The following is a 25,226-nucleotide window of genomic DNA, read 5'->3' as shown; positions in this document are numbered from 1 at the left end:
AAATGTTATCGTGGTTTCATCGCCCGAAGTATATGGCGGAGCAACTTTTCAAGCTCTTGTTGAAAATGGATATAGTCCGAAAATAAAAGATTAAAATCTTTTACGATCTGCTCATTTAACCGGCCTTGTTTATTGATCGTGTTGGCATGTCTGGCAAGCTGGTTGATGTTATTTCCCGCTCTACCCATTTCGCTACCGATGGAATCTAAAGCATTGAGCAGTTCAGCTGTGTTAATTGTCCCTGTTATACCTTTCTCCAGTACACGTCTTCGGATCAGTTCCATGCGGTTTAGCCCGGATCTTTTTTGAATTTCTAGAACAGCCTTAAATTCATCTTCGGTAAGTTTAGCTTTGATAATATACGTACGTTTTCCGCTCAGCATTGGAGGTCTCCCGACTTTCTTTTGTACTTTTTTCATTGGAACTTATTATTCTTAACTGCGATAAAGCTTTAGCCTTAAAATCTGCTTTAGCACGTTTTAAAAGAGAAAAACCGAGTTGCGAAGGTTTTTCCCCTTTGTCCTGCAGCTCCCCAAAAGGGGCACCGCAGGGCAAAGGCAAGGTGGTTTTCGGGGTACCCGAAAACACAACTTGCAGGGAGCAAAACACAAGGTGGTTTGATGCCTGAATGAAGACTCCGTTGTGAGCGGGCGGAGCCTTCGGGGCTTGCGTGAGGGATGAAGGTTATACGTGATTTGCCGCTTCGGTTTAGATCGGTCATTGGTGTCAGTTTATAGATGGAATGGACAATTATTCAGGATGGCTTAAGTGCCTATTAGCAATCTGTATATTTCGCTTTTTAGCCAATTTGCAAAGTAGGTTCTTAGACGATCAGCTTATTTGGCTCATGTTTATGTGGCTTATTTGCATATTTGCCTAGTGCTAAATAAGCTTAATGGCTTATTTGCAAATTACATAGCCAGATCATGAGCTTACTAGCCTAATGCTTATCTCGCCAATCACTATGTTTGCATATTTGATAAGCTGGTTATTACATATTAAGCTTATCAGCTAATTTGTAAAACTGGAATCTTTTTGTGAATGGAATCGGTATATTTTAGCGTTTGTAGGTTCCCAATATTTTCTCATAAATATTTTCTTCTTCCCAGGGAAGGAGAGTAGGTTTTCTGGCGAGCAGCATTTCGTTATAGTCTTTAAAACCCGTGTAAACTTCTGAGCAATCTTCTGCATGTGGAAGTTTGTGCTTCAATAGTCCAAAAGCTGTTTCTCCTGCCTTGTCACGATCAAAATATGCGCTGATCTGGCGGTAGGTTTTTGCCTTCTCTATTCCAATATCCAGGAGGTTCACAGAATTTAGTACAATTATGGAATCGGCCGCGTTAGGATTGTCTTTTAGCCAGCTAAGATAGTCAAGGAAGCCTTCAAAGATTGACAGCTTTTCAGAGGATGCATTGAAAAAGGATATTCCTTTTCGACCGAGGCAGGCTTTGAATTCGAATAGTCCAATTCTGTTCCTTAATTCCCATCCTCCGTTTTCATTCTGCCATCCCGCTGAAAAATATGTTCTTCCTTTTTTCGGTCCACTTTCAATAACATAGTATACTTCTTTTATCTTACCTTGAGCTTGCTCTAAAACTCCTCGTTTTTCGAGGTATTTTGTAATTGGTGGATTGTTGCCGAGTTCTTTTATATCCTGGATTTTGTAATTAGCGACGCGTGTCCCTTTTAATCTGGGCCGTTTCTGTCGATAAGGATCTGAGGATATCTGTCTGATGGGTAATGACATAATATCATTTATTTTATTCAGGACTTCAAGGAATGTTGTTGGGTGCCAATAGGCCAGAGCAAAGTCAATAATGTTCCCGCCCTTGATGCCAGAAAGGTTAGCCCCTCCATGATCGAACCATACATCTAGTTGGTCGTTGACACAAAAAGAAGGTGTATTTTCATTTCGGAGCATGCTCCTGTAGAAAAGATCTCTTCCCGATCTGTGGGTAGGCTGATGGCCGAGCCTAGCAAGGAACTCAACCAATGACACTTCGTCCTTGATCTGTTTTGCGTTTCGCTGTGTTTCCATAAATTGCTGGATTAAAATATTTCAGAAATAAAAAAAGGGAGCAAATCTTTGCCCCCTTGGATATGTATATGGGTTGTTTTTCTATTATTGATATTATCGAGTATGTATCTCTACATTAAGGCTAACTCTTTAATCTGTCTCTCGGGAATACACACGTAGGTAAATACATACCTGCCGAAACCGGCTGCCTTCGGTTCATCAAAAATAGATCTGATGATCTATGTTGACTGCACGATAATTTCCGTTTTTTATACGGAAATGCTTCTTCCCACAATGTCAAAGAACGATTCCTTTATTGAGCAAAATTGGTGATGGTGCAGTCGGTGTTTTCCCAAGGTGGAAAGCTTGGTAATGATTTTTCTAGGGTTGATTTTCGGTCAAAAAGAAAAGTATTTATAAATCGGTGTAAGTGATAATAGTCTATAAAATGAAGGTTTTATTGAAAATCGAAACTAGATTTAAATAATATCAGTTTCTCAGTTTGGATCTGAGACAAAATGATTAATGTTTTGGTTTTCCTTACCAAGTTTATATTATTGGGGAGTTTACTTATTGGAGAATATTTTCAGAATTATTTTTCGGCATGTTTAGATTTTCATTCAAGTTTGAATCATAATTGTTCCTTTAGGCCGGCTAGCTTCAGTGAAAAGGATTTATTAGGAGATATTTCGTCTGAATCAAATCTTTGGTAATCACCCGAAGGGGTGATTTGGTTTGAAATCGGAGATTTAGGACTTCTTATCCGTGAAGAAAAGGACCGTCGTACAAATTCTGAAATGGAAGGATAATTGTCGAAAATGTACCGTCGTATTATAGACTTACATTACAGAATAAGTTGTACAGCACAGAAGTGATTTTGACAATACAAGGGTAGCAAAATTTAATTTTTTAAAAAAATAACTTCCTGATTATAAAATCCTTTTAAAAACGATGTTTTAAATAGTTGAAACTTTAATGTAACATAAATATATTAGAACGAAATTTATTAACCTGTTCATAATAGATATTTTTAAAAGAAAGCTATTTTATTTTATTACAGCTTTGCTCTTGTTCCAATCTTGTAACCGTACAATTTTGGATAAAGAGCTTGAAGTAGAGCAAACTTACGAGAAAGAAGATGGGCTGATTAAAGCATTGATGGAAGAATTAAAGAACTTTGGAGATTTTAATACAACCGTAAATAGGAATGGTCTAAAAGCTCAAAAATTGAACTGGAACGAATGTATTAAAATTTATAATGTTGGTGGCAAAGTAGAACACATTTACGTGCCGTTTACAAAAAATAAACAAAGTCTAGGATTTTTAGATATCAAACTCACAGCAGACAATAAACCCATTGAAGTACAAATTAAAGGATATTATGATACTCGGAACATACTTTATGATAGTATAGAACATTATTTACAAAAAAAGGGATTCTTATTAAAAGAGCTTTCTTTCCCTGAAACAAGACTAAAAACCTTTGCAAAAAATAGTATATTAATAGATTATTTGAAAAGTCAGCAAGAGAATTTTCCTGTAAAAAAAATGAGTAACGGCTCTGCTCCTTTAACTTGTGTCTATGAGGTGACAGGACTTTATCTCGGAAATTTTAATCTGAACCCCATGCAATGTACGCCTGAGGTTATTAATAGAATTATTCCTGAAAGTATAGTTGATCAGCTCAATTTAGAATTAGCTGACGTAGGTGGCAGTGCAAGTATTAATTGGGAACAAAATATAAGAATCATTGTCCCACAGGGCAGTATGTCCCATATAGATGTTGGAAATCGCGTAAGGGCGGCAGCTTCAAGAGTTCAGGGAACTGTCCAATGTGTACATTCTTTTAATATCGTTGAGCTAAATGTGGGAGGTGGCTGTCCAACTGGTGGTGGATCTACTGGTGGCGATGGAGGTGATGATGGAGACAGTAAAGTAAAACATCAGCTTGATGACTATCCATGTGCAGTTGGTTTAATAGATTATTTCACGCAATCGGAAAGTAAACTTTCGCAGCTTTTAAACAGTTTATTTGGTGGTAGCCAGACCAGGATAAATTTAACGTTTCATGCCAAAGAGTATACCAATCCATTACAGGACGGAGGTTTAAGGGGCGGACAGGGCATCCATCCGAATAATGCGCATGTAGATCTGTCAAAGTTTATTTTGCAAAACTCTACCCAAGAATATCTGTTAACCACTATGTACCATGAGGTGTGGCATGCCTATTTGGAAGCTGAGAAATATCGTCTTGGATCCAGTCAATTTAATACAAGATATCCCGAGATTCAATATTATCAATCTCCGGACGGAAGTAAGTATTTTTATAGAAATGATGGGATGCATTCCAGGTTTGATACATTTATGGGATTAATGAAATCCGAATTAAAAGCATTTAATCCAAATCTGAGCAATGATGTAATCGATGCCCTTGTTACTACAGGAATCATTGAAAACAGATTACCAAACGATATTATCCTGAATCAAAATGAACGGGATGTGACAAAAAACAAGCACAAGGGTCGAAAGTGTCCATAATTTACGAATACTAAAAATGAAAAATTCACTAAATAAGTTCTATATTCTTTTTTTATTGCTGATCACTCATACAATCTATACAGAGGCTTCAGAGCGGAAATATGTGTTGCTAAATGGAAAGAATGATATTAGAGAAGATATCAGATCACACTTCCTGCTAAACACAAATGAATTATACAAGGTTGATTATAATGTTGAAATCTACAACTTTCTTTTTCCTGGAAATGAGGACCGGAACAAAAATCTGTTTCTGTTTTCGGTACTGCCAGATTTGATAACCGGCAGAGGGTGGGAAGAGATCAAAGATCCGAATATAATAAAGAACCTTCTAGATATAGAAGCATTGAAAGAAGAACTTTTTGCTCCAAGCTTCAGTACAAGCAGTTCGGAATATGGAAATCACCAAAAATTCTTTGGTGAATTCCTTGCTGTAAAAAAGAGCGGTGAAAAATATTTTTATGCCCCCAATACTTTGTTAGAGAAATTCACTATTGTCTCTTTTGAAAATACCTTTCCATCAGTTTATGGTTATTTAAATCTAAAACAGCCAAAGGTCGAACTTAAAGAATACCTAGAGCTATTTAAAAAGTCTTTTCCAAGCGAACTCTCACCCTTTGAATTTGATAAAAAGGTGGTGGCTCCGAGTTACAGATTTGGATGGAGACTCTGGAAGGAATATCTTTCAAAGGAAGTCAAAACGTCAGCAGGTACCGCTTATCAATTCTGGACTATTGGGTCATCCAATGGAGCCGATTATTACGATTGGACAAAGGGGATTAATCGTTTTCTTTATCTTCCTACAAAAGGTATTATCGGCGGCTCTTATGATTTTTATTTCAGAGATTATGTAGGCAACGGTTATGAACTGATCAGGCAGCAAAAACCTTTGAATAAACTATCAGATGCAGAATGGAACCAAAATATATTGGAGGAAAGAATTATGACTGTCGATCTTTCCAAGCTTTAAAAGTAGATTAACGGATGTAAATTTGCGCTAGGGATTGCAAGGTAAATCCTTTTGATATGTAAAGATTGAAGAGGAAAGGCCGTCCAAAGAATACAAGGTTATTGAACGTATACCGACTCAGAGATTGTCTAATACAGTTGTGCTTGATCAAAATAGTGGAGCAGTCTTTGTTAAAAACAAAGTGCCACATTCATGGGTCTATAAACCTACAGAAGTATTAGAAAATGGCAATACTGTTCAGAAGATTGCCAAAGTCAATTAACGATAGCAATAGTCCTTAAAAATAATAACAAATGTCGGATTTGTAAGAAGGAACCGACAGGGGACAATAAGTGCTAAGATTTAGAAATGCGAAATCCGAAAGGACTTCGCATTTTTATCTTGTTAGACTTTTACGTTATATGATTTTAGGGATCGGTTATAATGGATTAAGAGCTCTTTAAGAGGGTTTGGAATAACTGAAAGGTGCGAACGTTTTTTAAGAATGATATGCTGAGGGCCTTCGTGACAATGAAAAACAGCTGCTTAAACTTATTTTCCTTAAAGAATTTGCTGTTTATTTGTTTTGGCTATTGAATTTTGGTCTGTATTTAATGGAGTCTTCAATGTGGACATTTATTTCATGACGCATTTCGTCGATAAATTTTGTATAGCTTATCGTTTTCCTTCTTCTTATATCGACGAACATCCTGTACGCTTGGCTGAGATCGGTATTTAAGCTTTCTTCAAGCCAATCTATAATATCGGAAATTTCAGCTTTTCCATTATTCAATCTTTGGGTATAATAAATTCCATAGGCTATCTCTACCAGTTCTATCTTATCGCCCGACCATGATCTTTTCATTTTATCAGAGAGCTCATTTATCCTGGAGCGATCTGATTCCTGATGTAAAAATTTTACCCTTTTTATAATATAATCCCTTAGCATTTCATAAGCGCGAAATTTGCTGAACAAATAATCCAGTTCAGTTGAGAAATCAGATTCAATCACGATTATCTCTGAGCCGGGCGGAAACTGAGTTCTGTTTCTACGAAGAAAATATATTCTATCTTTTGAATGCTCATCTTTCAAGTAATACTGGAAGTAAAAAGCATTTATCTTAAAGAACCTGTCCGTTATGGCTATTTCGTTTATATAATAATCCTTTATCATTTGATCTGTACCGATTGGGGTGGAGGAAATAATATTATGCAATTCAATGTAGTAAGTCTGCCATGCGGCAAAACGAGGTTTTACGTATTTGAAAAATTTAATTTCCTGTTCCTCATCGATAAAAGAATTTACTTTTATGAATTCTCTTAATGAAATCATAGTTTGGCGGATTAGGCTAAGTGAAACGCTTAGTTTTCCAACGGAATCATGCATAGAGCCGTTGATTTTTTCCAGCTGTTCCAACATTTCAGAATAAAGATTGTCAATTTCTTTTGCCCACATAATGCACTGTGTTTATTTTTTACCACGAGATTAATTAAAAGCTAAGGTAGGTCTGAACTACGGCTGAGCATAGCGTAAGTATAGCGTATCCGTATACGCAATACTTACGTATTATTGAATTTTAAGTACTTAGGAAAGGAACTATGAATAGTTATTAAGTTTTTCCAGAAGGTTTTCTCTGCATGAAACACCTGTTTTTAGAAATATCCGCTCGACATGTTTGTCAACGGTTCGTACAGATATAAAAAGTCTGTCTGCAATCTGCTGGCGTTGGAGTCGATGGCATAAAAGTAGGGCAATCTCCGTCTCTCTTTTAGAAAGCAAATGAATTCTACAATTGAAAGAGATAACTTCTTTTTGTGGGACATATGAGTTTACCTGTTGAAGATGCGTTTGTTCATAACGCAAAGTTTTGATGTAATTATACTGAAGGAGAATGTTGAATGTTGCTGGTCCAATATTAATTAAAATGATCTCTATTGTTTTCCCCCAGTTTAGATGAATGGAAAGATAGACAAATAACCATGTTGACAGCATTATAAAAGCTAATATTTCTTCAGGAGATCCTTTCCGGTCTATATTTCTTCTATAAACGTTCCAGATGGTTTTTCCTATAGGCGCCATAATGGTAATGTTATTCAAAAACGGCAAGAGAATCGTGTATCGATGGGCTTTGTCTAGATCATTGAATGTATTATAAGTAATAAGGAAAACAATAGGATAAGATAATATTAAAAGGAATGAGATTGCTGTTTTTTCTTGAAACTTCCTATCTAATATCTGAAGCTTTTTGAAAAATTGGATAGGGAAGAAGGAAACAGTAAAAATACCGATTCCATTACGAATGATATATTGGATGTATAATGGTATATCCAAAACAGGGGTGGGAAGAAAGCCATTCACGATATTAAGCGTGAGTAGCAGCGTGAGGAAAAGCAAATGCCAAATACGATCATTTTTAAGAGGGTTACTTAAATAGTAAGCTACCTGCGCTCCGAGCATGATTAGTTCAATAACAATTACTCCCAATATAATGGGATGCATTTCAGTACAACCTATTTGCATAACATGTAAATTGGGGTCAAGACATGCGGAGGTACAGGTTACTAGATGCTATATCAGTTTTTAATTATTGTTTTGATGCTTATTTGGTGATTTTTAATGGACTATATTAAGATTGATATTTTGCTTTTAATTCTGCAATCTGTTCTTTTAGTCTAATATTCTCTTCTCTCAATTGAATATTAGATTCAAGGATAGTATTGTGTTTACTTAAAAAAATGGAGTACTTTTCTTTTAACTCTTCCAGCTCTTTTTTTATGTCCATAGGAGCTCTATATGAAGTTTCTACTAATGCTAAAGCGGGATAATCAGCCATTTCTGGAAATTCCACTGATAAGTCTCTACTGATTACTTTACCATATTTGGCAATAATTTCATACGAGAGCTCTGGATTATTCTTATGCTTATAAAAAGTACCATATTTATAACCCGCATCTTCGACGATATCTTTAATCCTTCGCGGATGATTTCTCAGTATCTCATGTAGGATCTTTCCTCTATGTATATTTTTATTATCCTTTTCCAATAGTATAATTATAATAATGCAATATAGCTTGAGTTTAATTGTATTTTAAATTGTAAAATAGTTGTATTTGATTATAATATTATTGTATTTTTGTTTATATTGTGATCGTCAAAATCTTATTACTCATGGTTAGATAAATTTTTACGATAAAAATAAATATGCAAGAGCCTTGTTATCAAAACTACCGCAATTGATAGAGTCCAAGGCGATAGGGAAATTCTCCCCGGAATTTTGTATTATTGCAAAACACGGGGTGATGCCCTATTGATGACTGGACTCTAGGCCTAGCGGTAGTGCCTGATAACAGTTGGAAAATAGGCGCACCCCGTTTTTCCTTTTAAAAGGCTCGTTATAAAATAACGAGTTATGAATCTTAAAAAAACACTTCTCAAAAACTTGATATCAGCCCCTGAGTAGCTCGGCAGGCTTTGCCAATTTATTGGCTTTCATAGCCATGGACAACGTGACGTCAATTATATAACCTTGTGAAATACCATTCAAACGTTCGTCTGGCTCTCCAATTAATCAATTTATTATTAACGTGACCTGTATCAGTTTTAGGAGGTAAGATCCGATTATGATCGGGCGGGAAAGAAAACTTGTTGAGGTCACTCTTTAAAACACCTAAAAAATGAATATTTTTTTTAGGGCGGGAGAGCTCTTGCCCAATTTTAGAATACTATTGTTAAAAAGTGCCCTACTATCTACTTTGTGTTTTTATATGTTTAGTTTATCGGCCCAGTCGCCCCGCAAGGACAGCGGGGCTGGCGGGCTAGATCAAATCAAACCCTTAAAGATTGGGGATACCATCCCAGAGCTGCTCTGGAACACACCGCTAAAGGTGGTTAACCATCCGTCAGCGAGAGAACAGATAACCTTAAATGATTATCGTGACAAAAAACTGATTATCCTCGACTTCTGGGCGACATGGTGCGGAAGCTGTATCAAGTCCTTTCCAAAGATAGCGCAGCTACAGACTAATTTTTCCGAAGTTCAATACCTTTTGGTAAATTCCACTTCAACAAGAAATACGGCCGAATCTATCCGTGAATTTCTGCTTGCCAGAAGGAAAGCCTATGACCTTATGTCAATAGTAAAGGATACGGTAATGGATCTTAGCTTCCCACACGAATTTCTACCTCACTATGTATTGATAAAAGACAATACAATCGTAAATATACTGTCGAGCAATGATTTTGAACAGATTCAATGGGATAGTCTGTTAAATAATCCATTATATGAACAGGAAAAGCGGGTACAGTTATCCTATGATTTTAGATATCCATTGTTCAAAAATGGGAACGGAGGATCAAGACCGGATGTATTATTTAGTTCGTTCATTAGTCCCTATATTGATGGTCTGCCTATAGGAATCCATACGGGTGGCGAAAATACCGAACGTATGACATTTATCAATAGACCATTGATACAGTTGTTCAAATTTGCCATGCCAGAACTCGCTAAAGTTCCTCAAGTTAGACTTATTTATGAAAAAAAGCACGCAGATATACTATCGGATAGAAATGATAAAAATAAGCCTTCTAATCTGTTTACCTATGAAATAGAAACCCCGTTGCTTCCCTACGAACGTGTGCGGACGATGGTGGCAGAAGATCTCAAAAGGTATTTTGGTTATGAAGTAACCTATGAAAAAAGGAAACTGAACTGTTGGGTCTTATCTGCCTGGAACAAAACGAAAATGAGGAAGTTGGACAATGTTATTCCCAAGGGAACATATATAACCGAACAAAATGGCTTGCCGGTAACTTTCAACGGCACATTTGGTAAGCTGACAAAATATCTTGAGGATGTGCATAAAATACCTTTTATAAATGATACTGGAATTGAAAAGAGGATATCCATGGTCCTTCCTCCTGAACTTACGGATGTAGTTATGTTAAAGGACTATCTACGGCAATACGGTATTGTTATGCGCGAGGAAGTACGTGAAGTGGATGTTGCAGTCATATCATTAAATAAATAGATAACCGATGAAAATACTTTTAATTATTGTAAGCATCCTATATGGTATGTATGGATTTAGCCAGCAGATATCGGGTACGGTAATGGATGGTGGCGGGAAGAGGTTGTCTTCAGTGACCGTTTCTGTGAAAGGGGGGATGTTAAAAACGCTGACGGATAAAGACGGGCGATTTCGGCTCAAAACGGATCCGAATGGCACATTGGTCTTTACGGGTATCGGATTTGAGATGAAGGAAGAGAACATAGACAAGCGCTCGACGATGAACGTGTACTTGACGGAGAAAAACAATACGCTAGATGAAATACAGGTGATCGGGTATGGTACGAATACCCAAAGGATGAACCTAGGCTCAGTCACAAAAATAAGGGCGGAAGATATAGAAAAGCAACCGGTTTCTAACCCTTTGTCCCTTTTACAGGGGAGGGTGCCGGGTTTGGTCGTTTCGTCGACAAGTGGTATCCCGGGCTCTTCATTCAAGGTGCAGCTAAGGGGCCAGAATACGATCAACACAAATTTTGGTGCTGCGGTACCGATGGACAATCCTCTGTTTATTATTGATGGGGTACCATTTGGCCCTCAGAATGAAAATATCAATAGTTTTGGATCTATGGCAGCTCCGGGTACGGGCCGCATGTTTAATAATTCCTATGGAGGAGTTAGTCCATTTAATACACTTAACCCAAATGATATCGAAAGTATTGAAGTGCTTCGGGACGCGGACGCTACGGCAATCTACGGCGCCAGGGCTGGAAATGGCGTGATCCTTATCACAACAAAAAAAGGTAAAGCCGGAAAAACGGAACTAACACTGAGCAGTAATATGGGAATAGCTTCATTAGGAGAGACAATGCCAATGATGAATACGGAACAATTTCTTGAAATGCGAAAGGAGGCGTATAAAAATGACAACCGTGTTCCCTCGGCCGATCCCGTTTCCAGTACATACGCGCCAGACCTGATGTTGTTTGATTCTGGAAGGGATATAGATTGGATAAGGGAATTTTTCCGAAAACCTTCATTTAGCAGCACTATAAATGCGGGACTGTCCGGGGGGAATTCAGATACTCAGTTTCGTTTTGGAACGAACTATCACAATAGTACATTTATGATGCCGGGGAATTTTTCGGACAGGAAGATTGGACTGAGCTTAGGGATACACCATCGCACTAAGGATCAAAAGTTGAATTTTGATTTTTCAGGTTCTTATAACCATGGTAAAAACAATTCTTCTCTATCCCCAAACTTACTGCTGACAGCAAATCTGCAACCCAATTATCCAGAACCAGTAAATGAGGCTGGTGAACTGGTTTGGTATCATAATGGGGCTGCCTTGAATGGAGTTGGGGCTCCCGTAAATCCATATGCTTACCTGCTGCAGAAATACCAAATTGCGTCCAATACTATTAATTCTAATATGGTAGTGAGCTATACTCCGGTCAAAAACCTGATATTGAAAACAAATTTTGGGATCAGCGACATGTCTACGGATGAGTATAGCGCGACACCAAAAAAATCTCGTTTTCCCGGTTTTGACCCACTTGCTGAGGCAAGTTTTGGTGCGGGGCGGTTTACCTCCTGGCTTATGGAGCCACAGTTAAATTATATGTTCAATCTGAATAGTTTACAGGTTACAACACTGCTAGGTGGAACCTTTCAGAATAGCTCACAAGTAGGGCGGCAGGTTTTTGCGTCAGGCTACCTGAGTGACGAGCTGATCGGTTCTATCTCTGGCGCGCCAGTCAAAAATGCCCAGGACCAATCAAGTATATATCGGTATGCAGCAATTTTTGGGCGTGTCAACCTCAATCTTTCCAAGAAATATCTTTTATCCATAAATTTTAGGCGCGACGGTTCGAGCAAGTTCGGGCCACAGAGGCAGTTTGGTAATTTTGGGTCGATAGCTGCAGGTTGGCTATTTAGCGAGGAAGAGGCCGTGAAAAAGTTAGTACCTGTCCTAAGCTATGGAAAACTACGGATGAGCTATGGTATAACCGGATCTGATGCGACCGGAAACTACAACTACTTGTCTAGATGGCGGCCAACAGACTATAGGTACGGCAATAGCTTGGGATATGTTCCGGTAAATCTAAGCAATAGCCTCTTCAGCTGGGCATCAACAAAAAAAATGGAAGTGGGTGCCGAGTTTGGCTTCATGAAAGATCGGCTTCTTTTTACCCTAGCCTGGTACAGGAATAGGACCGGCAACCAGCTGGTTAATTATACTTTGCCCATGATGACAGGCTTTTCAAGTGTGGTAGAGAACTGGGATGCTATAGTTGAGAATGCCGGCTTCGAAATAGTTGCCCAAGCGTCGTTGATCAAGGGGAAGAATTTTGCCTGGTCCGCAAGCCTAAATATTACGGTACCTAAAAATAAACTGATCTCTTTTCCGGGCTTGGAAGAGAGTGCATATGCAACCACCTATACAATAGGGAGGTCGCTTTCATCACTTTATCTTTTCAGATATGCCGGAGTAGACCACGAAACTGGATTGTTCAGCTTTTATAAAAATGATGGTACGACAAGCAGTACGCCCCAAGATGCTAAAAACGGCAATTTTAATGATTTGAGCTATTTTGGTAATACAGATCCACGTTTTTTTGGAGGGCTGAGCAATACTTTCCGTTATGGAAGGCTACAGCTTGATATCTTGGCGGAATTCAGAAAACAGCTGGGTAAGAATTATCTCGGGCAGGTCTATAACTATCGGCCGGGAGGAAACGCTAATATGCCCGCCGAGCTCCTTAACAGATGGCAGAAGCCGGGCGATATTGCTCAATTTCAAAAATTCTCGACCTACAGCAGTAGTCCGGCTGGTCGAGCGACCAGACCATTTATCGATTCCGATGCCGTATATGGCGACGCTTCGTTTATTCGGCTGAAATCAATATCGTTGTCCTATGGTCTTCCGGTAGCGGTACTCAGACGGATCGGCACGGAACAGCTCCAAATATTCTGTTCGATGCAGAATCTATTTACAATTACAAATTATAAGGGGAATGATCCCGAGACACAGAGTTTTTACGGTGTTCCTCCATTAAAGACATACACTTTGGGCTTTCAGGCCAAATTTTAAATATAGGGCTATGCAGATAAAAAGATTAATGATGGGAGTCATTCTAGGAATGGCATGTTATCTAAGTGCGTGTAAGGATTTCCTGGGCGTTGAATTGCCAAAGAACGAGCTAGTGACTGAAACAGTTTTCAGTGATAGCATTAATGCCAGCCAAGCGGTCCTAGGTATCTACATTGCTATGGTGAATGAGACTGGATTAAGCTTTGGTGGAGGAGCGTTGACTGTCTATCCTGGCCTAAGTGCCGATGAGATCAGGCTGTCCGCGGAAGGAGGAGAAGCAAATGAATTTGAAATTAATAGTATATCACCATTTAATAGCATCAACTATGCGCTGTGGAGCCGGGCCTATGAGTATATTTATAAAGCAAATGCCTGTATTGAAGGCATCAGCAATAGTACCGGCATCGGTAATAGTGCTAAAAACAACCTTATTGCAGAAGTGAAGTTCTTGCGCGCTTTTATTTATTTTAACCTGATCAATATTTTCGGAGATGTTCCTTTGGTATTGGGCGTTGACTATACGATCAATCGTATCATGGGCGCAACTGTAAAAGAGAATGTATATAAACAGATCGAAGAAGATCTTCTTTTTTCCCAGCAAGTGCTAAGAAATCTGTCCTTTAAATTCGAGAGGGCAAATTATTTTGCCGTAGCAGCATTGCTTGCCCGGGTATATTTATTTCAGAAGAAGTATAGCTTGGCAAAGAATGAGGCTGACAAAGTTATCAACTCCGGTAAGTTTTCCCTTGAAAAAGATCTGGAGAAGGTATTTCTATTGGATAGTAAGGAGATAATCTGGGCATTGCTTCCTGTACTTTCTGATAGGGAAACGGCAGAAGGCTACTTTTTTGTTCCTTCTTCTGATGCTGTTGCACCAACATATCTGATCAGGCAAGAATTATATAATAGTTTTGAGGATGGGGATCTGCGTAAAGTTTTGTGGGTTGGTGAACAAAAGATAGGAGGTAACGAGGTTCAATATCCACAAAAATACAGGAACAGGCGACCGGGAGGTTCGGCCAAGGAGATTTATTCGGTCTTGAGGCTAGCGGAACTGTACCTGATCAGGGCGGAAGCGAACCTCTTTATCGGTGACCTAAAATCTGCCTCGGACGATCTGAATATGGTCAGGACACGATCCGGACTAACAAAAAATACTGTTTTGGACGAAAGCAAAATCTTTGACACTTTGGTACAGGAAAGACGTAAGGAACTTTTCTGTGAATGGGGAAACAGGTGGCTTGACCTAAAGCGTTGGGATATGACTGTCGAAGTGATAGGAGATATAAAAGGTGGCTGGGAAGAAAAAAATAAGGTATATCCCATACCCCAAAAAGAACTTTCAGCGAATCCATTTCTAGAGCAGAATACAGGGTACGAAGATCTATAAGTTAAGCAAAACAAAGAAAGGGGAGCCATTGGCCCCCCTTTCTTTGTCATCAGGTGACGTTAATTTCGTGTACGTGGCGTTGACTTCGGTACTTGATTGTCGTCGATCAGTTCATTGGTAGAAGGGTTTACCTGATCAGAACTAAATCCCGATACACATTGATGTGGGTTATTAGTTGAACAGTTATTGCCCATTGGGGGTGTTGTTCCTTCTCCTAGATAGGCTGCGTCCGACTGTGCTACAGGCTCATTGGTGTCATAATCAGTCGATGATGAAATTTGGAACCATTTGTAGCTTGTTTGTTTTACTTCTACCTTTTTTGCCATAGCGTTTACAATGAAAAAACTGCCTAATAGTAATGTTAACGCTGTTGCGCCAGCAATAAATTTTGATTTTAAAGTTTTCATAATTAAGTACTTTAAGTTTATAAGTTTCATGAACTAACGTGTATGTCGATTTAACCTCATAGCCATACGATGGAGGAATTCTATTTGTATGCCAGTCAACTTCCTTGAAGTTGTAATGGCGAAATTATCTGGATACAATATTCTTTTGTTGTATTTTTTCTTTCTTATCTTATGTATCTGTCCTTTTTTGCTCAATTATTTTAAACTATCTCCCCCTGCAATTTTTAAACAGGGGGAGATTTCCCAATTTTCTGATGTCTTTCAATGTACTATCGCAGTAAGTGCGTCTCTGCCCCGACATCCGATCTCGACCCGGTGAAGCATACCAACGGATATTGATAGCAATTAAGATGGCAGCTATCTTGTCGAAACATTACCATCGAGAAATGGCCTGTACCTTGGTATGCAGACTAAATCTAGACTTTATAATAGTCCCTTATGTATTGTTAAAGTTCGGAGTATTAAGTATCCGGGGAGTAGGAAAAAACAAACCAAATTTTTGAATTTTTCAATAATTATTGTGAATAAATGTTTGTTTTTGTTCACTTTATTGAAATTCATGTAAAATATTTTTTATGCTTAGCGCTTTAAGCATTTAGATGGTGGAAAACCAAAGTGTTTTTTAAATTGTCTTCTGAAACTATGAAAATCTGAATAGCCGACAAGTGGATAAACGTGTGAAGGACAAATGCGGTCCGAAATCAATAATGTTTTGGCTTTTTCCATCCTGTAGTTCATTAGATAATAATGAGGTGTTATGCCAAATTCTTGTTTGAAGGTTTTTATGAGAGTTTTTTCGGTGATAAAAAATAAATTTGCGATGACTTTATTGTTTAAGTGGAGAACAGTGTAATTGTTTTCTATATAATCTTTTATCTGATAAACACGTTGGGAATATTTTAAATTCAGTAAGAATTGATATTGGTTAATAATTGCTTGAATGTATTTTGTCAATTCTATTTCCAAATCAATCGGATTTGTGGTTGTTAAATTGAACATTTGTTCTAACAAAGTATGTAAAGTTGGATCTATCCGACACGGAGAAAGGTTGCCAAACACTGTTTTGTCTTTTTTCATACTAGTTAGCAATTGTTCAATATGGGGATAATGGCCTTTCGCTCTATCAAGCCATGCTGTTCTGGGCATAATGTAGCAAAAGCTAGTTCTGCCAGTAGCCAAAGAGTAGTGAAATTCCCCTTTACGATTATATGTTGTGTAACAAGTGTCGTTTTCTATTTGTAAAATTTGTGTACCATCTTCTTTTGATAAAAATATGTTTCCTTCTAACATCATAATTAAAAAAAGCCTTTTCTTTTGGTTGAAATAGCTAGCTTTTAAATCGTTATGTAATACAAAAGTTGTGAATTCTAGAAAGAAGAGAAAGTGGCTGAAATATTGGATATACATTACTCCCTCTTGAAATACAATTTTTTGTGTTTTAGCAAAAGGTAACACCTTCCCGGATGAATCAGAAATACGTCCGGAGATATCTGCTGTTATTGCTTGGGAACTGAATTTATATGTTACCGTTCTACGCATTTTATTACCAAATTCAGATTAGGGAACTTATATCTAAGCTCTGGTAAAGCATTTTAATTCAGAGATCATGATTTTTGGTTTTTTATTCATGGTCTCTGAATTATTTAAATTTTTATAATACGAAATCTCCAGTCACTTCACCTGAGGTAGAAGTAAATGTTATCGAATAGTTTCCTGATGTAAATCCTGAAATTGGTATTAAAAATTCGCCAATTGAAGTGGACACTGTCTGATTATATACCATAGTGCCTGTAGCATTGGCAATGGAAATTTGCAATGTTCCTCCATCAAAATGAAATTGTGATCTAATTACAGTTGTTTCCAAAAATGCTGAGACAGCAGAACCTATTCTACGAATTTCACCAGGTTCGATTCTTCCTCTTAAATCAATTTCGTCAGATTGGGTGATTAAAGCACTGTTGGGAACCGGTGCGATTTGTGAACTTCCTAAAGCAGGAGCAGCAATAACACCTGATAATAATGCGATCAATAATATCTGTTTTTTCATACTAAAAGTGTTGTTGGGTTTAACTTTTAGTGGTCAAATATATTGGTGCGGTTTTTTGAACTATTACATATATAGGTTTAATTTTCTTTGGTATAGGTTTTTATTATTGATAAATTATAAGTTTCTTATTTTCTGTATATTGTGTTTTTTTAAATATAGGTTTTTGATCAGGTTATGGTAGTATCATTTTCTATATTTAACAAATGACAATGGAATTTTATTAATTATTAATGCCGTTGGAGAAAGGATGTGATAAAGTTATGCGGATTTAATTTTTAACTTTTAAAAGATATAATGTGTGAAAGTTTATCATCTGAATAAAATCCTTTTTTCAATAAAATCTTATGAAGCATTAATTATTTTGTTGAAGGGGTAGGTTGATTAAGTTAGGAGATGATATTGTGACGTTTTTGTTAGGGAAAGTCGTTGATTTTAAGTTGTTTTTATCGGATTATATATTTGATTATAAGGTCGATGTATTAGGGGGCTTAGCGCTGATGCCAATTCTTTTGGAATATTTTGATTGAAAAAATCAACCGCATAAGCTGTCTATTGATTCAGAGATGTCTCCGCCTTTAGGTACGCCAAGTTTTTGTCTTAATGACGTTCTTCGCGTCTGTACCGTATTTGGACTTTGTTGAAGAATAAGGGCTATTTCTTTAACACTGAAATCAGCGTAGGTAAGAATACATATCCGAAATTCTGTTTCAGTAATTTCTGGGAATAACTGTTTTATTTTTTCCGAATATTCGGGTCTAGCCTGACGGAAGGCTTGGTGCAGTGTTTCCCACTGTTCATCATAGGAATTTTCTCCATAGACTATAGTATTAAATCGCTTTAGTAACGAGTTACTATCTGATATAATTTTGTTGTTCTTGTTGATTTCTTTATTTAGTTTGATTAATTTTTTAGTAATATCAAATCTCCATAGAATTGTCCTTCGAAGGTCACGCTGTTTTTTTTGTACCATAGATTCTAAGTCGAGTTTCATTCCGTTCAAAGTCTCTATTTTGCCTTCAATTGCATGTAGTTTGTTTTTTTGTCTTGTACTGTAAGTTAGAAATGAAATTCCTCCTAAAATTACAATGCCCATTAACAAAATTATCCATTGTTGTTTTATCGTAAGTGCTTCAAAATATTCCTTTGTAATCTGTTCATAGTTGTATTTTTTTTCTATTTTGTAGATAGACTGCTTCTCGCGTTCTTTCATAATCTGATAAAGAACTTTCATTCGATCTGTTTGATAATCAAAAGCAGTTGAGATCCTGTTATTTTTTTTTTCGTAACGGATTAGGTAGTCTAATATGCTGTATTTTAAATAATTGTCTTTTATTGTGGGTAGCTCTTTTTTTAACTTTGCTGTATAATACGTTGTAGAATCATCAAGTGACATTTTACTGTAGAGTAATGCAAAGTTTAGATAATATCGTGGCAATCTGGTACTGTCAGTATTAAGAGAGATTGATTGCCATAGGTATTTTTGGGAGGCTCTGTATTCTTTTGTCTGTTCATATGCAACTGAGAGGCTTTCTGTCAATTGTCTTCTTAAATTTGTTCCTCCCAGATATTCTGCAATTTTTAGTCCTTTATGGAAAAAAAGAAAGGCGCTATCAGGATTTTGGCGAAATAGATACATTCTACCAATAGAGCTATATGAAAATGCTAGTTTGTCAGGGTATTGCTTATAGTAGATAGCTGCTTTTTGATATTTATTTAATGCTTTTCTGTAACGTCCTTGTTCGGATAAAAGGTCTCCCATATTGAAGTTAATTAGACCGATTGTTGAGGCATCATGAGATAGAAGTGCATATTTTTCGGCGTTTTTATAATATTCCATTGTTACATCATACTTTTTTTGTTCTCTCATGACGTTACCTGCGTAAAAGTATGCTAGTGAGGTTTGCTTGGGATTATTTGATTTTTTTTGATAATAGTTAACAGCATAAAATATAAGTGTATCCTCTTCAATAGGGAGATGATTTTTATAGTATATCTGAGTATGAGCAACTAGATAATACATGTATTGTTCTCTGTTTAAATTGGTTTTTGGTGAAGAAATAGAGTCAATGAATTTTAACGCTTTATCAGGATAATTTTCTGCGAAAATTCGAGCTTTTTGTAGCAATAGCAAATCCAAATTTTGTTGCCCACAGCCAGCCATAAAGAGAATAATGGCATAAAAGGAAAGGATAAACATAAATCTAAATTGCATAATAGTATTTATTAATAATTTATCTTGAATTTTATGATAGTTTGATAATAGTCTATTTTCAAGCCAATCGAACTTGATGTATACTAAAGAGGTTAATTTTATATAATTTTCTACTCTGAATTAAAGTTGAATCAGATTATATCATTACCTGGGCTATTTTTATGACTGTTTAAAATAATTGTTGGAATAGATCATTTCGCTTGTTTACAAGTACTATTCGTAGTTGGTTGATTTAAACTGGACTTTTCCCATAATACTTAAATTTAATTATTTACATCGAACTTTTAAGAAATATAAATAATTCACACAAATCTACTTTAAATACTTATATGGAGATTTAGAGGTATGTAAAGTTGTTCATATACTTTGAAAAGCGTTAGTCAAAAGATATATTACAGTTTTAAATAAAGCCATTTATTTATTGTTTTTTTATTAGAAACAATATGGCTGAATTGTAATATCAATTGCACGATATTAGAATGACTAATATAAATTTAAATACTTCCCCAATATTGATTTAAATAATTACTCTTTTATAGAGTAGGATGTTTGGACGAGAGACAATTGCACTAATGAACTAGTTTTAAAATTGTCGTTGTATTTATAATAGACAACTATAAATATTCTCATATTAAAGCAAGAAAACTATAAAGTCGTCTTTAAATTTAGTTTTGTTTGTTTTTTTTTATATTTTCGTTATAAATATGAGATGGAAAGCTACAATATTATTATTTTATATCCTTGCGCTATTTATGGTGCCTTGTGGGGATACGAATAATACATGTGGAACTCTTTCCAAATTTGCGGACGAAACAACGCATAGGCATAGCAATGATAGTGATGATTATTGTACTCCTTTCTGCCAGTGTACATGCTGTAGTATTTCAGTTGTTTCCTTCAATTTTGAAATCCCTGAATTAGGTGTGCTAACACAGATTTTTTCTAGGGAAAAAGTAATAATTCCGGATTTTAAATTTATCTCCCAGTATTCGGGTTCTATTTGGCAACCGCCAAAATTTTACGTTTAAGTTCATTTTAAAAGAGTATGGGTATTTGTTGCATTTTATAACAATATAAATTGCTTCTGATTTAATACTGATTTATGGCTTTATAAAGATTATAGCCAATCTTTTCAGTGTCTAATCATTCCCCTTACACACTTGTAATTCCTCTCCACCTTCTTTTAAGGTGCTAGAGCAAGCGCGATTTTTTTAATGTTAAAATAACAAAATACATTGTGTTAGACAGTATCATAAAATTCAGTATAAAGAACAAGATCATTATTGGTTTGATGACCCTGTTACTTATTATTTGGGGAGCATGGAGTGCAACAAAGTTGCCTATAGATGCGGTACCCGATATTACCAATAATCAAGTTCAGATACTCACCACTTGTCCCACGTTGGCCGGGCAGGAGGTTGAACAGCTGGTTACCTTTCCTATCGAACAAAGTATTGCAAATGTGCCCAAGATTGAAGAGATCCGTAGTATCTCGCGTTTTGGTTTGTCGGTTATTACCGTCGTTTTCGAGGAGGATATAGACATTTATTTTGCTCGACAGCTTATCAACGAACGATTAAAAGAGGCGGTTGATAAGATTCCACAGGGTATAGGTACCCCGGAAATGGCCCCTGTAAGTACCGGGCTGGGAGAAGTTTATCAATATATAATTCACCCCAAAAAAGGTAGTGAGAGTAAGTATAATGCGAAGGATCTGCGTACAATGCAGGACTGGATCGTGGCAAGACAGCTATATGGGACGCCAGGCATAGCTGAGGTGAACAGCTTCGGTGGTCAATTGAAACAATATGAGGTTGCTGTAAACCCTGATAAGCTTAGGGCTATGGGAGTTAGTATTCCTGAAATATTCACGGCTCTGGAGAAGAACAACCAAAATACGGGAGGAGCTTATATTGACAAAAAGCCTACAGCCTACTTTATCAGGGGTATCGGATTGGCAACTTCTCTCGATGATGTCAAAAAAATCGTTGTAAAAAATTCCGGAGCTGTTCCTATTTATATAGGTGATGTTGCAGATGTTAGGTTTGGTAGTGCTGTAAGATATGGTGCATTAACCTATAATGGAGAGGTTGATGCCGTGGGTGGCGTGGTAATGATGCTTAAAGGTGAAAATAGTAACGAGGTAGTAAAACGGATAAAAGAAAAACTACCGACAATTCAACAATCTTTGCCTGATGACGTGACAATTGAGCCATATTTGGATAGAACCGACTTAGTAGGAAGGGCAATGAGTACTGTGGAGAAAAACCTGATCGAAGGTGCGTTGATCGTAATCTTTGTTTTAGTACTGTTTCTTGGGAATTTCCGTGCAGGACTTATTGTTGCTTCCGCTATCCCATTAGCGCTTTTGTTTGCCTTAGGTATGATGAATGTATTTGGTGTTAGTGCTAACTTGATGAGTCTTGGAGCGATCGATTTTGGATTAATAGTGGATGGTGCGGTTATAGTTGTAGAAGCTACTATGCACCATCTTGGACTGCGGAAATCTACTGAGCGGCTAACGCAAAACGAAATGGATGATGAAGTTTTCCTTTCCGCATCCAAGATTCGTACAAGTGCCGCCTTTGGCGAGATCATCATTCTAATTGTCTATATACCAATCCTCACCCTAGTCGGTGTGGAAGGCAAGATGTTCCGCCCCATGGCGCAAACTGTTGGTTTTGCGATATTTGGAGCGTTGATATTGTCGCTGACCTATATTCCGATGATGTGTGCGTTAATTCTGTCAAAAAAACCAAGTCACAAAAAGACTTTTAGCGACAAAATGATGGATAAGCTTTCTGGTTGGTATCAGCCTCTGCTTCAAAAAGCAATCAGGATCAAATATATCATTGTAGGAGCAACTGTCGCTATTTTTGCAGTTTGTTTATTTTTCTTCAGTAGGATGGGGGGCGAATTCATTCCGCAACTGCAAGAAGGGGATTACGCCTTTCACTGTATTTTGCCGCAGGGAAGTTCATTAAATCAGAGTATCGAAACCTCCATGCAGGCTTCAAGGATAATTAAGCAATTTGATGAAGTGAAAATGGTTGTGGGTAAAACTGGAGCAGCTGAAGTGCCTACCGATCCGATGCCTCCCGAGGCAACCGATTTAATGGTCGTACTAAAGCCGCAAGACGAATGGAAGTCTGGCAGAAATTACAACGAACTTGCAGAGGCGATGATGGAAAAGCTTGAGGTTATACCGGGCGTTTTCTTTGAGAAAAACCAGCCTATTCAGATGCGTTTCAACGAGTTGATGACAGGTATAAGGCAGGATGTAGCTGTTAAGATTTTTGGTGAAAACATAGATTCACTCGCATCCTACGCAAAAGAAGTCAGTGAGGTGATTCAAACTGTCCAGGGGGCAACATCTCCACAGGTCGAGCGGGTAAGCGGTCTGCCACAAATTAATGTCGAGTATGACCGTACCCGGATTGCAAATTATGGATTGACCATTCAGGATGTCAACGATGTTGTCAGTACGGCTTTTGCAGGCAAAAGTTCAGGTCAGATCTATGAAAATGAAAGAAGGTTTGACCTTGTTGTACGTCTTGATAGTACACATCGGAGTAGCATTGATGATGTCAGTAACCTGATGATCCCAACAGATAAGGGAATACAGATTCCACTTTCGCAGGTTGCAAATATAGAGTATAAACTTGGACCTGCCCAGATAAGCAGGGAGGCAGGGAAGCGGCGTATAGTAATTGGATTCAACGTTGCAGGTCGGGACGTACAAAGTGTGGTACAGGATATCCAAAAACAATTGTCCGAAAAGATAAAATTGCCTTCAGGATATTATTTTACCTACGGAGGGCAGTTTGAAAACTTACAAAAGGCGAGTGCACGTCTGATGATTGCGGTACCAGTATCACTATTGTTAATATTTATGCTGTTGTATTTTACTTTCCATTCATTTAAGCAAGCTGCCTTAATATTTACGGCCATCCCAATGAGTGCTATTGGTGGTGTATTTGCCCTTATGGCGCGTGGTATGCCGTTCAGTATTAGTGCAGGAATCGGTTTTATTGCCCTGTTTGGAGTTGCAGTGCTTAATGGTATCGTTCTGATCGGAACGTTCAATCAACTAAAGAAAGAGGGAATAGAGGATGTTTTCAAACGAGTAAAAGAGGGTACAATGACCCGTCTGCGGCCGGTATTAATGACTGCCACTGTAGCATCACTCGGGTTTTTACCTATGGCGATTAGTACGAGTGCCGGTGCCGAAGTGCAAAAACCTCTTGCCACTGTGGTGATCGGCGGATTGATCACAGCAACATTTTTGACACTGTTTGTGCTGCCCCTCCTGTACATTATTTTTAATTCGAAGCTCAAAAAAAATGGAGACGGTAAAATGAAGGCAATAACAATGGTAATCTTAGTGTGTCTGGGAAGTTTATCGACGGTCAAGGCCCAGCAGCGGGAACGGATTTCTATCGAAAAAGCGGTGGGCACGGCGTTGGAAAATAATCAACAGTATGGGGTTAATAGTGCACAGGTAAAAAGTGCTTCCTTGAACGTCAAGACTGCAAACGATATTCCCAAAACGGGCGTGTTTGCTGAAAATGAAGATTTCCGGCCATCAGATAGAGTAGGAATTTTGAAAATCGGAGTTTCTCAAAGTATAGCATGGCCTGGCTTGTATGCTGCAAGGAAAGATTATTTTAAGCAGCAGTTAAAATATGCAGAACTTAATACCGATGTATTGAATGCTGCAATCAAACGTGATGTGCGTACCGCATACTATCAGCTTTGGTACCTGCAGGACAAACAGCTGCTTTTTAAAAAATTGGACAGTATTTACACGATGCTCTTTAAAACTACTGAAGTCAGGGTCAGGACAGGAGATGTCGCTAAATTGGATCAGGTGTCGGCTGAAGCTAAACTTAAAGAACTACGGGCTTTTCTTGAGCAGAACAAGAAAGAAATGACAGTCCAGCAGCAACAATTGATGATGCTCATGAATCAGAACGAATGGTTACTTCCTATTGCTGAATCATTAAAGAAAATCGAAGTTGAACTAGTTGAAAATAATAGTTCGCATCCGGTACTTGCTTTGCAGGAACAAAATGTCAATATTGCTTCTTCCAATATCAAAGTTCAGAAGAATACGAACAAACCGGAGTTTTCTGGAAGGTTTTTTAGTCAGCGTCTGTGGGGTGCCAAAGATCCGTTTACTGGTTTTTCAGTAATGGCTTCTTTCCCGGTTTTTGGGAGCGGCGCCTACCGGAATAAAGTAAGGGTTGCGGTTGCCGAGAAAGAAGTGCAAGAAAAAACACTTGCTTATCAGACCCAGCAGTTCCAGACACAAAGGGCATCGGCTATTGCTGAAATAGAAAAAAACTATTCTCTTCTGAATTTCTATGAAACATCGGGACTACGTCAATCTGAGGAAATAATCAGTGCTGCGACTCTGAGTTATAGAACAGGTGAAATAAGTTTTGCTGAATTAGGACAGTTCCTGAACCAGGCAATAGGTATCCGTCAGAACTATTTGGATGTACTAAACCAGTACAACCAATCAGCAATTCAATTCAATTACTTCAATAACAAATAATACAA

General features: G+C 37.5%; 16 protein-coding genes. 7 read left to right on the top strand and 9 right to left on the bottom strand.

Going from position 1 to position 25,226, the window contains the following annotated elements; all coding sequences use genetic code 11:
- Positions 1-5: 5 nt before the first annotated feature.
- Both B2O97_RS24745 and B2O97_RS24740 read right to left on the bottom strand, forming a co-directional pair.
- On the bottom strand, positions 6-419 hold the full coding sequence (locus B2O97_RS24745; protein WP_088160794.1) for a plasmid mobilization protein: 414 nt from the start codon (positions 417-419) through the stop codon (positions 6-8).
- Positions 420-1,057: 638 nt separating this feature from the next.
- Positions 1,058-2,038 carry a toprim domain-containing protein gene (locus B2O97_RS24740; RefSeq protein WP_088160796.1) on the bottom strand — a complete coding sequence of 327 codons (981 nt, stop codon included), beginning with the start codon at positions 2,036-2,038 and terminating at the stop codon, positions 1,058-1,060.
- 1,074 nt (positions 2,039-3,112) lie between these two features.
- On the opposite strand from B2O97_RS24740, the gene B2O97_RS24735 reads away from it, so the two are divergent.
- Complete coding sequence (locus B2O97_RS24735; protein WP_088160797.1) at positions 3,113-4,555, top strand: hypothetical protein; 1,443 nt, start codon at positions 3,113-3,115, stop codon at positions 4,553-4,555.
- 16 nt (positions 4,556-4,571) lie between these two features.
- The gene (locus B2O97_RS24730) at positions 4,572-5,522 is read left to right on the top strand and encodes a hypothetical protein (protein WP_088160798.1); all 951 of its coding nucleotides are present in this window, start codon (positions 4,572-4,574) and stop codon (positions 5,520-5,522) included.
- 556 nt (positions 5,523-6,078) lie between these two features.
- Here the strand turns inward: B2O97_RS24730 and B2O97_RS24725 are convergent.
- The 3 genes from B2O97_RS24725 to B2O97_RS24715 all read right to left on the bottom strand — a co-directional run bounded on the left by B2O97_RS24725 (position 6,079) and on the right by B2O97_RS24715 (position 8,545).
- Positions 6,079-6,957: an RteC domain-containing protein gene (locus B2O97_RS24725; RefSeq protein WP_088160799.1), complete on the bottom strand. Its 879-nt coding sequence runs from the start codon at positions 6,955-6,957 to the stop codon at positions 6,079-6,081.
- 141 nt (positions 6,958-7,098) lie between these two features.
- Positions 7,099-8,001 carry a response regulator transcription factor gene (locus B2O97_RS24720; protein WP_286768327.1) on the bottom strand — a complete coding sequence of 301 codons (903 nt, stop codon included), beginning with the start codon at positions 7,999-8,001 and terminating at the stop codon, positions 7,099-7,101.
- A 127-nt stretch (positions 8,002-8,128) separates the two neighbouring features.
- A complete protein-coding gene (locus B2O97_RS24715) occupies positions 8,129-8,545 on the bottom strand; it encodes a hypothetical protein (protein ID WP_088160801.1) in 417 nt (138 codons plus the stop codon).
- 631 nt (positions 8,546-9,176) lie between these two features.
- Here B2O97_RS24715 and B2O97_RS24710 point away from each other — a divergent pair.
- Genes B2O97_RS24710 through B2O97_RS24700 form a run of 3 tightly spaced genes read left to right on the top strand, consistent with a single transcriptional unit; the run spans position 9,177 to position 14,995 of the window.
- Positions 9,177-10,529 carry a TlpA family protein disulfide reductase gene (locus B2O97_RS24710; RefSeq protein WP_088160802.1) on the top strand — a complete coding sequence of 451 codons (1,353 nt, stop codon included), beginning with the start codon at positions 9,177-9,179 and terminating at the stop codon, positions 10,527-10,529.
- A gap of 7 nt (positions 10,530-10,536) precedes the next feature.
- Complete coding sequence (locus B2O97_RS24705; protein WP_088160803.1) at positions 10,537-13,605, top strand: SusC/RagA family TonB-linked outer membrane protein; 3,069 nt, start codon at positions 10,537-10,539, stop codon at positions 13,603-13,605.
- A 10-nt stretch (positions 13,606-13,615) separates the two neighbouring features.
- Entirely contained in the window at positions 13,616-14,995 is a 1,380-nt protein-coding gene (locus B2O97_RS24700; RefSeq protein WP_286768326.1) for a RagB/SusD family nutrient uptake outer membrane protein, read from the top strand.
- A 59-nt stretch (positions 14,996-15,054) separates the two neighbouring features.
- On the opposite strand, the gene B2O97_RS24695 is transcribed toward B2O97_RS24700, so the two are convergent.
- The 4 genes from B2O97_RS24695 to B2O97_RS24680 all read right to left on the bottom strand — a co-directional run bounded on the left by B2O97_RS24695 (position 15,055) and on the right by B2O97_RS24680 (position 19,661).
- The gene (locus B2O97_RS24695) at positions 15,055-15,402 is read right to left on the bottom strand and encodes a hypothetical protein (RefSeq protein WP_088160805.1); all 348 of its coding nucleotides are present in this window, start codon (positions 15,400-15,402) and stop codon (positions 15,055-15,057) included.
- A gap of 579 nt (positions 15,403-15,981) precedes the next feature.
- A complete protein-coding gene (locus tag B2O97_RS24690; protein ID WP_088160806.1) occupies positions 15,982-16,941 on the bottom strand; it encodes a helix-turn-helix domain-containing protein in 960 nt (319 codons plus the stop codon).
- A 112-nt stretch (positions 16,942-17,053) separates the two neighbouring features.
- A complete protein-coding gene (locus B2O97_RS24685; protein WP_088160807.1) occupies positions 17,054-17,449 on the bottom strand; it encodes a DUF3244 domain-containing protein in 396 nt (131 codons plus the stop codon).
- A 532-nt stretch (positions 17,450-17,981) separates the two neighbouring features.
- Positions 17,982-19,661, bottom strand: coding sequence for a tetratricopeptide repeat protein (locus B2O97_RS24680; RefSeq protein ID WP_157698408.1), 1,680 nt, complete (start codon positions 19,659-19,661; stop codon positions 17,982-17,984).
- 704 nt (positions 19,662-20,365) lie between these two features.
- Here B2O97_RS24680 and B2O97_RS25300 point away from each other — a divergent pair.
- Entirely contained in the window at positions 20,366-20,689 is a 324-nt protein-coding gene (locus B2O97_RS25300; protein WP_088160810.1) for a DUF6660 family protein, read from the top strand.
- A 209-nt stretch (positions 20,690-20,898) separates the two neighbouring features.
- Entirely contained in the window at positions 20,899-25,221 is a 4,323-nt protein-coding gene (locus B2O97_RS24675; RefSeq protein WP_088160811.1) for a CusA/CzcA family heavy metal efflux RND transporter, read from the top strand.
- The last annotated feature ends 5 nt before the right edge of the window (positions 25,222-25,226 follow it).

It is taken from the genome of Sphingobacterium sp. UBA865 (genome assembly GCF_002295765.1).
Lineage (GTDB): Bacteria > Bacteroidota > Bacteroidia > Sphingobacteriales > Sphingobacteriaceae > Sphingobacterium > Sphingobacterium multivorum.
This window is presented reverse-complemented; position numbering and strand designations above follow the sequence as displayed.

Bases quoted from the DNA above. Each gene is read 5' to 3' on its own strand.
- B2O97_RS24685 (WP_088160807.1), bottom strand. From the start codon at position 17,449: ATGAAAAAACAGATATTATTGATCGCATTATTATCAGGTGTTATTGCT.
- B2O97_RS24680 (WP_157698408.1), bottom strand. From the start codon at position 19,661: ATGCAATTTAGATTTATGTTTATCCTTTCCTTTTATGCCATTATTCTC.
- B2O97_RS24720 (WP_286768327.1), bottom strand. From the start codon at position 8,001: ATGCATCCCATTATATTGGGAGTAATTGTTATTGAACTAATCATGCTC.
- B2O97_RS24740 (WP_088160796.1), bottom strand. From the start codon at position 2,038: ATGGAAACACAGCGAAACGCAAAACAGATCAAGGACGAAGTGTCATTG.
- B2O97_RS24695 (WP_088160805.1), bottom strand. From the start codon at position 15,402: ATGAAAACTTTAAAATCAAAATTTATTGCTGGCGCAACAGCGTTAACA.
- B2O97_RS24745 (WP_088160794.1), bottom strand. From the start codon at position 419: ATGAAAAAAGTACAAAAGAAAGTCGGGAGACCTCCAATGCTGAGCGGA.
- B2O97_RS24700 (WP_286768326.1), top strand. From the start codon at position 13,616: ATGCAGATAAAAAGATTAATGATGGGAGTCATTCTAGGAATGGCATGT.
- B2O97_RS24710 (WP_088160802.1), top strand. From the start codon at position 9,177: ATGAATATTTTTTTTAGGGCGGGAGAGCTCTTGCCCAATTTTAGAATA.
- B2O97_RS24725 (WP_088160799.1), bottom strand. From the start codon at position 6,957: ATGTGGGCAAAAGAAATTGACAATCTTTATTCTGAAATGTTGGAACAG.
- B2O97_RS24730 (WP_088160798.1), top strand. From the start codon at position 4,572: ATGAAAAATTCACTAAATAAGTTCTATATTCTTTTTTTATTGCTGATC.
- B2O97_RS25300 (WP_088160810.1), top strand. From the start codon at position 20,366: ATGAGATGGAAAGCTACAATATTATTATTTTATATCCTTGCGCTATTT.
- B2O97_RS24705 (WP_088160803.1), top strand. From the start codon at position 10,537: ATGAAAATACTTTTAATTATTGTAAGCATCCTATATGGTATGTATGGA.
- B2O97_RS24690 (WP_088160806.1), bottom strand. From the start codon at position 16,941: ATGCGTAGAACGGTAACATATAAATTCAGTTCCCAAGCAATAACAGCA.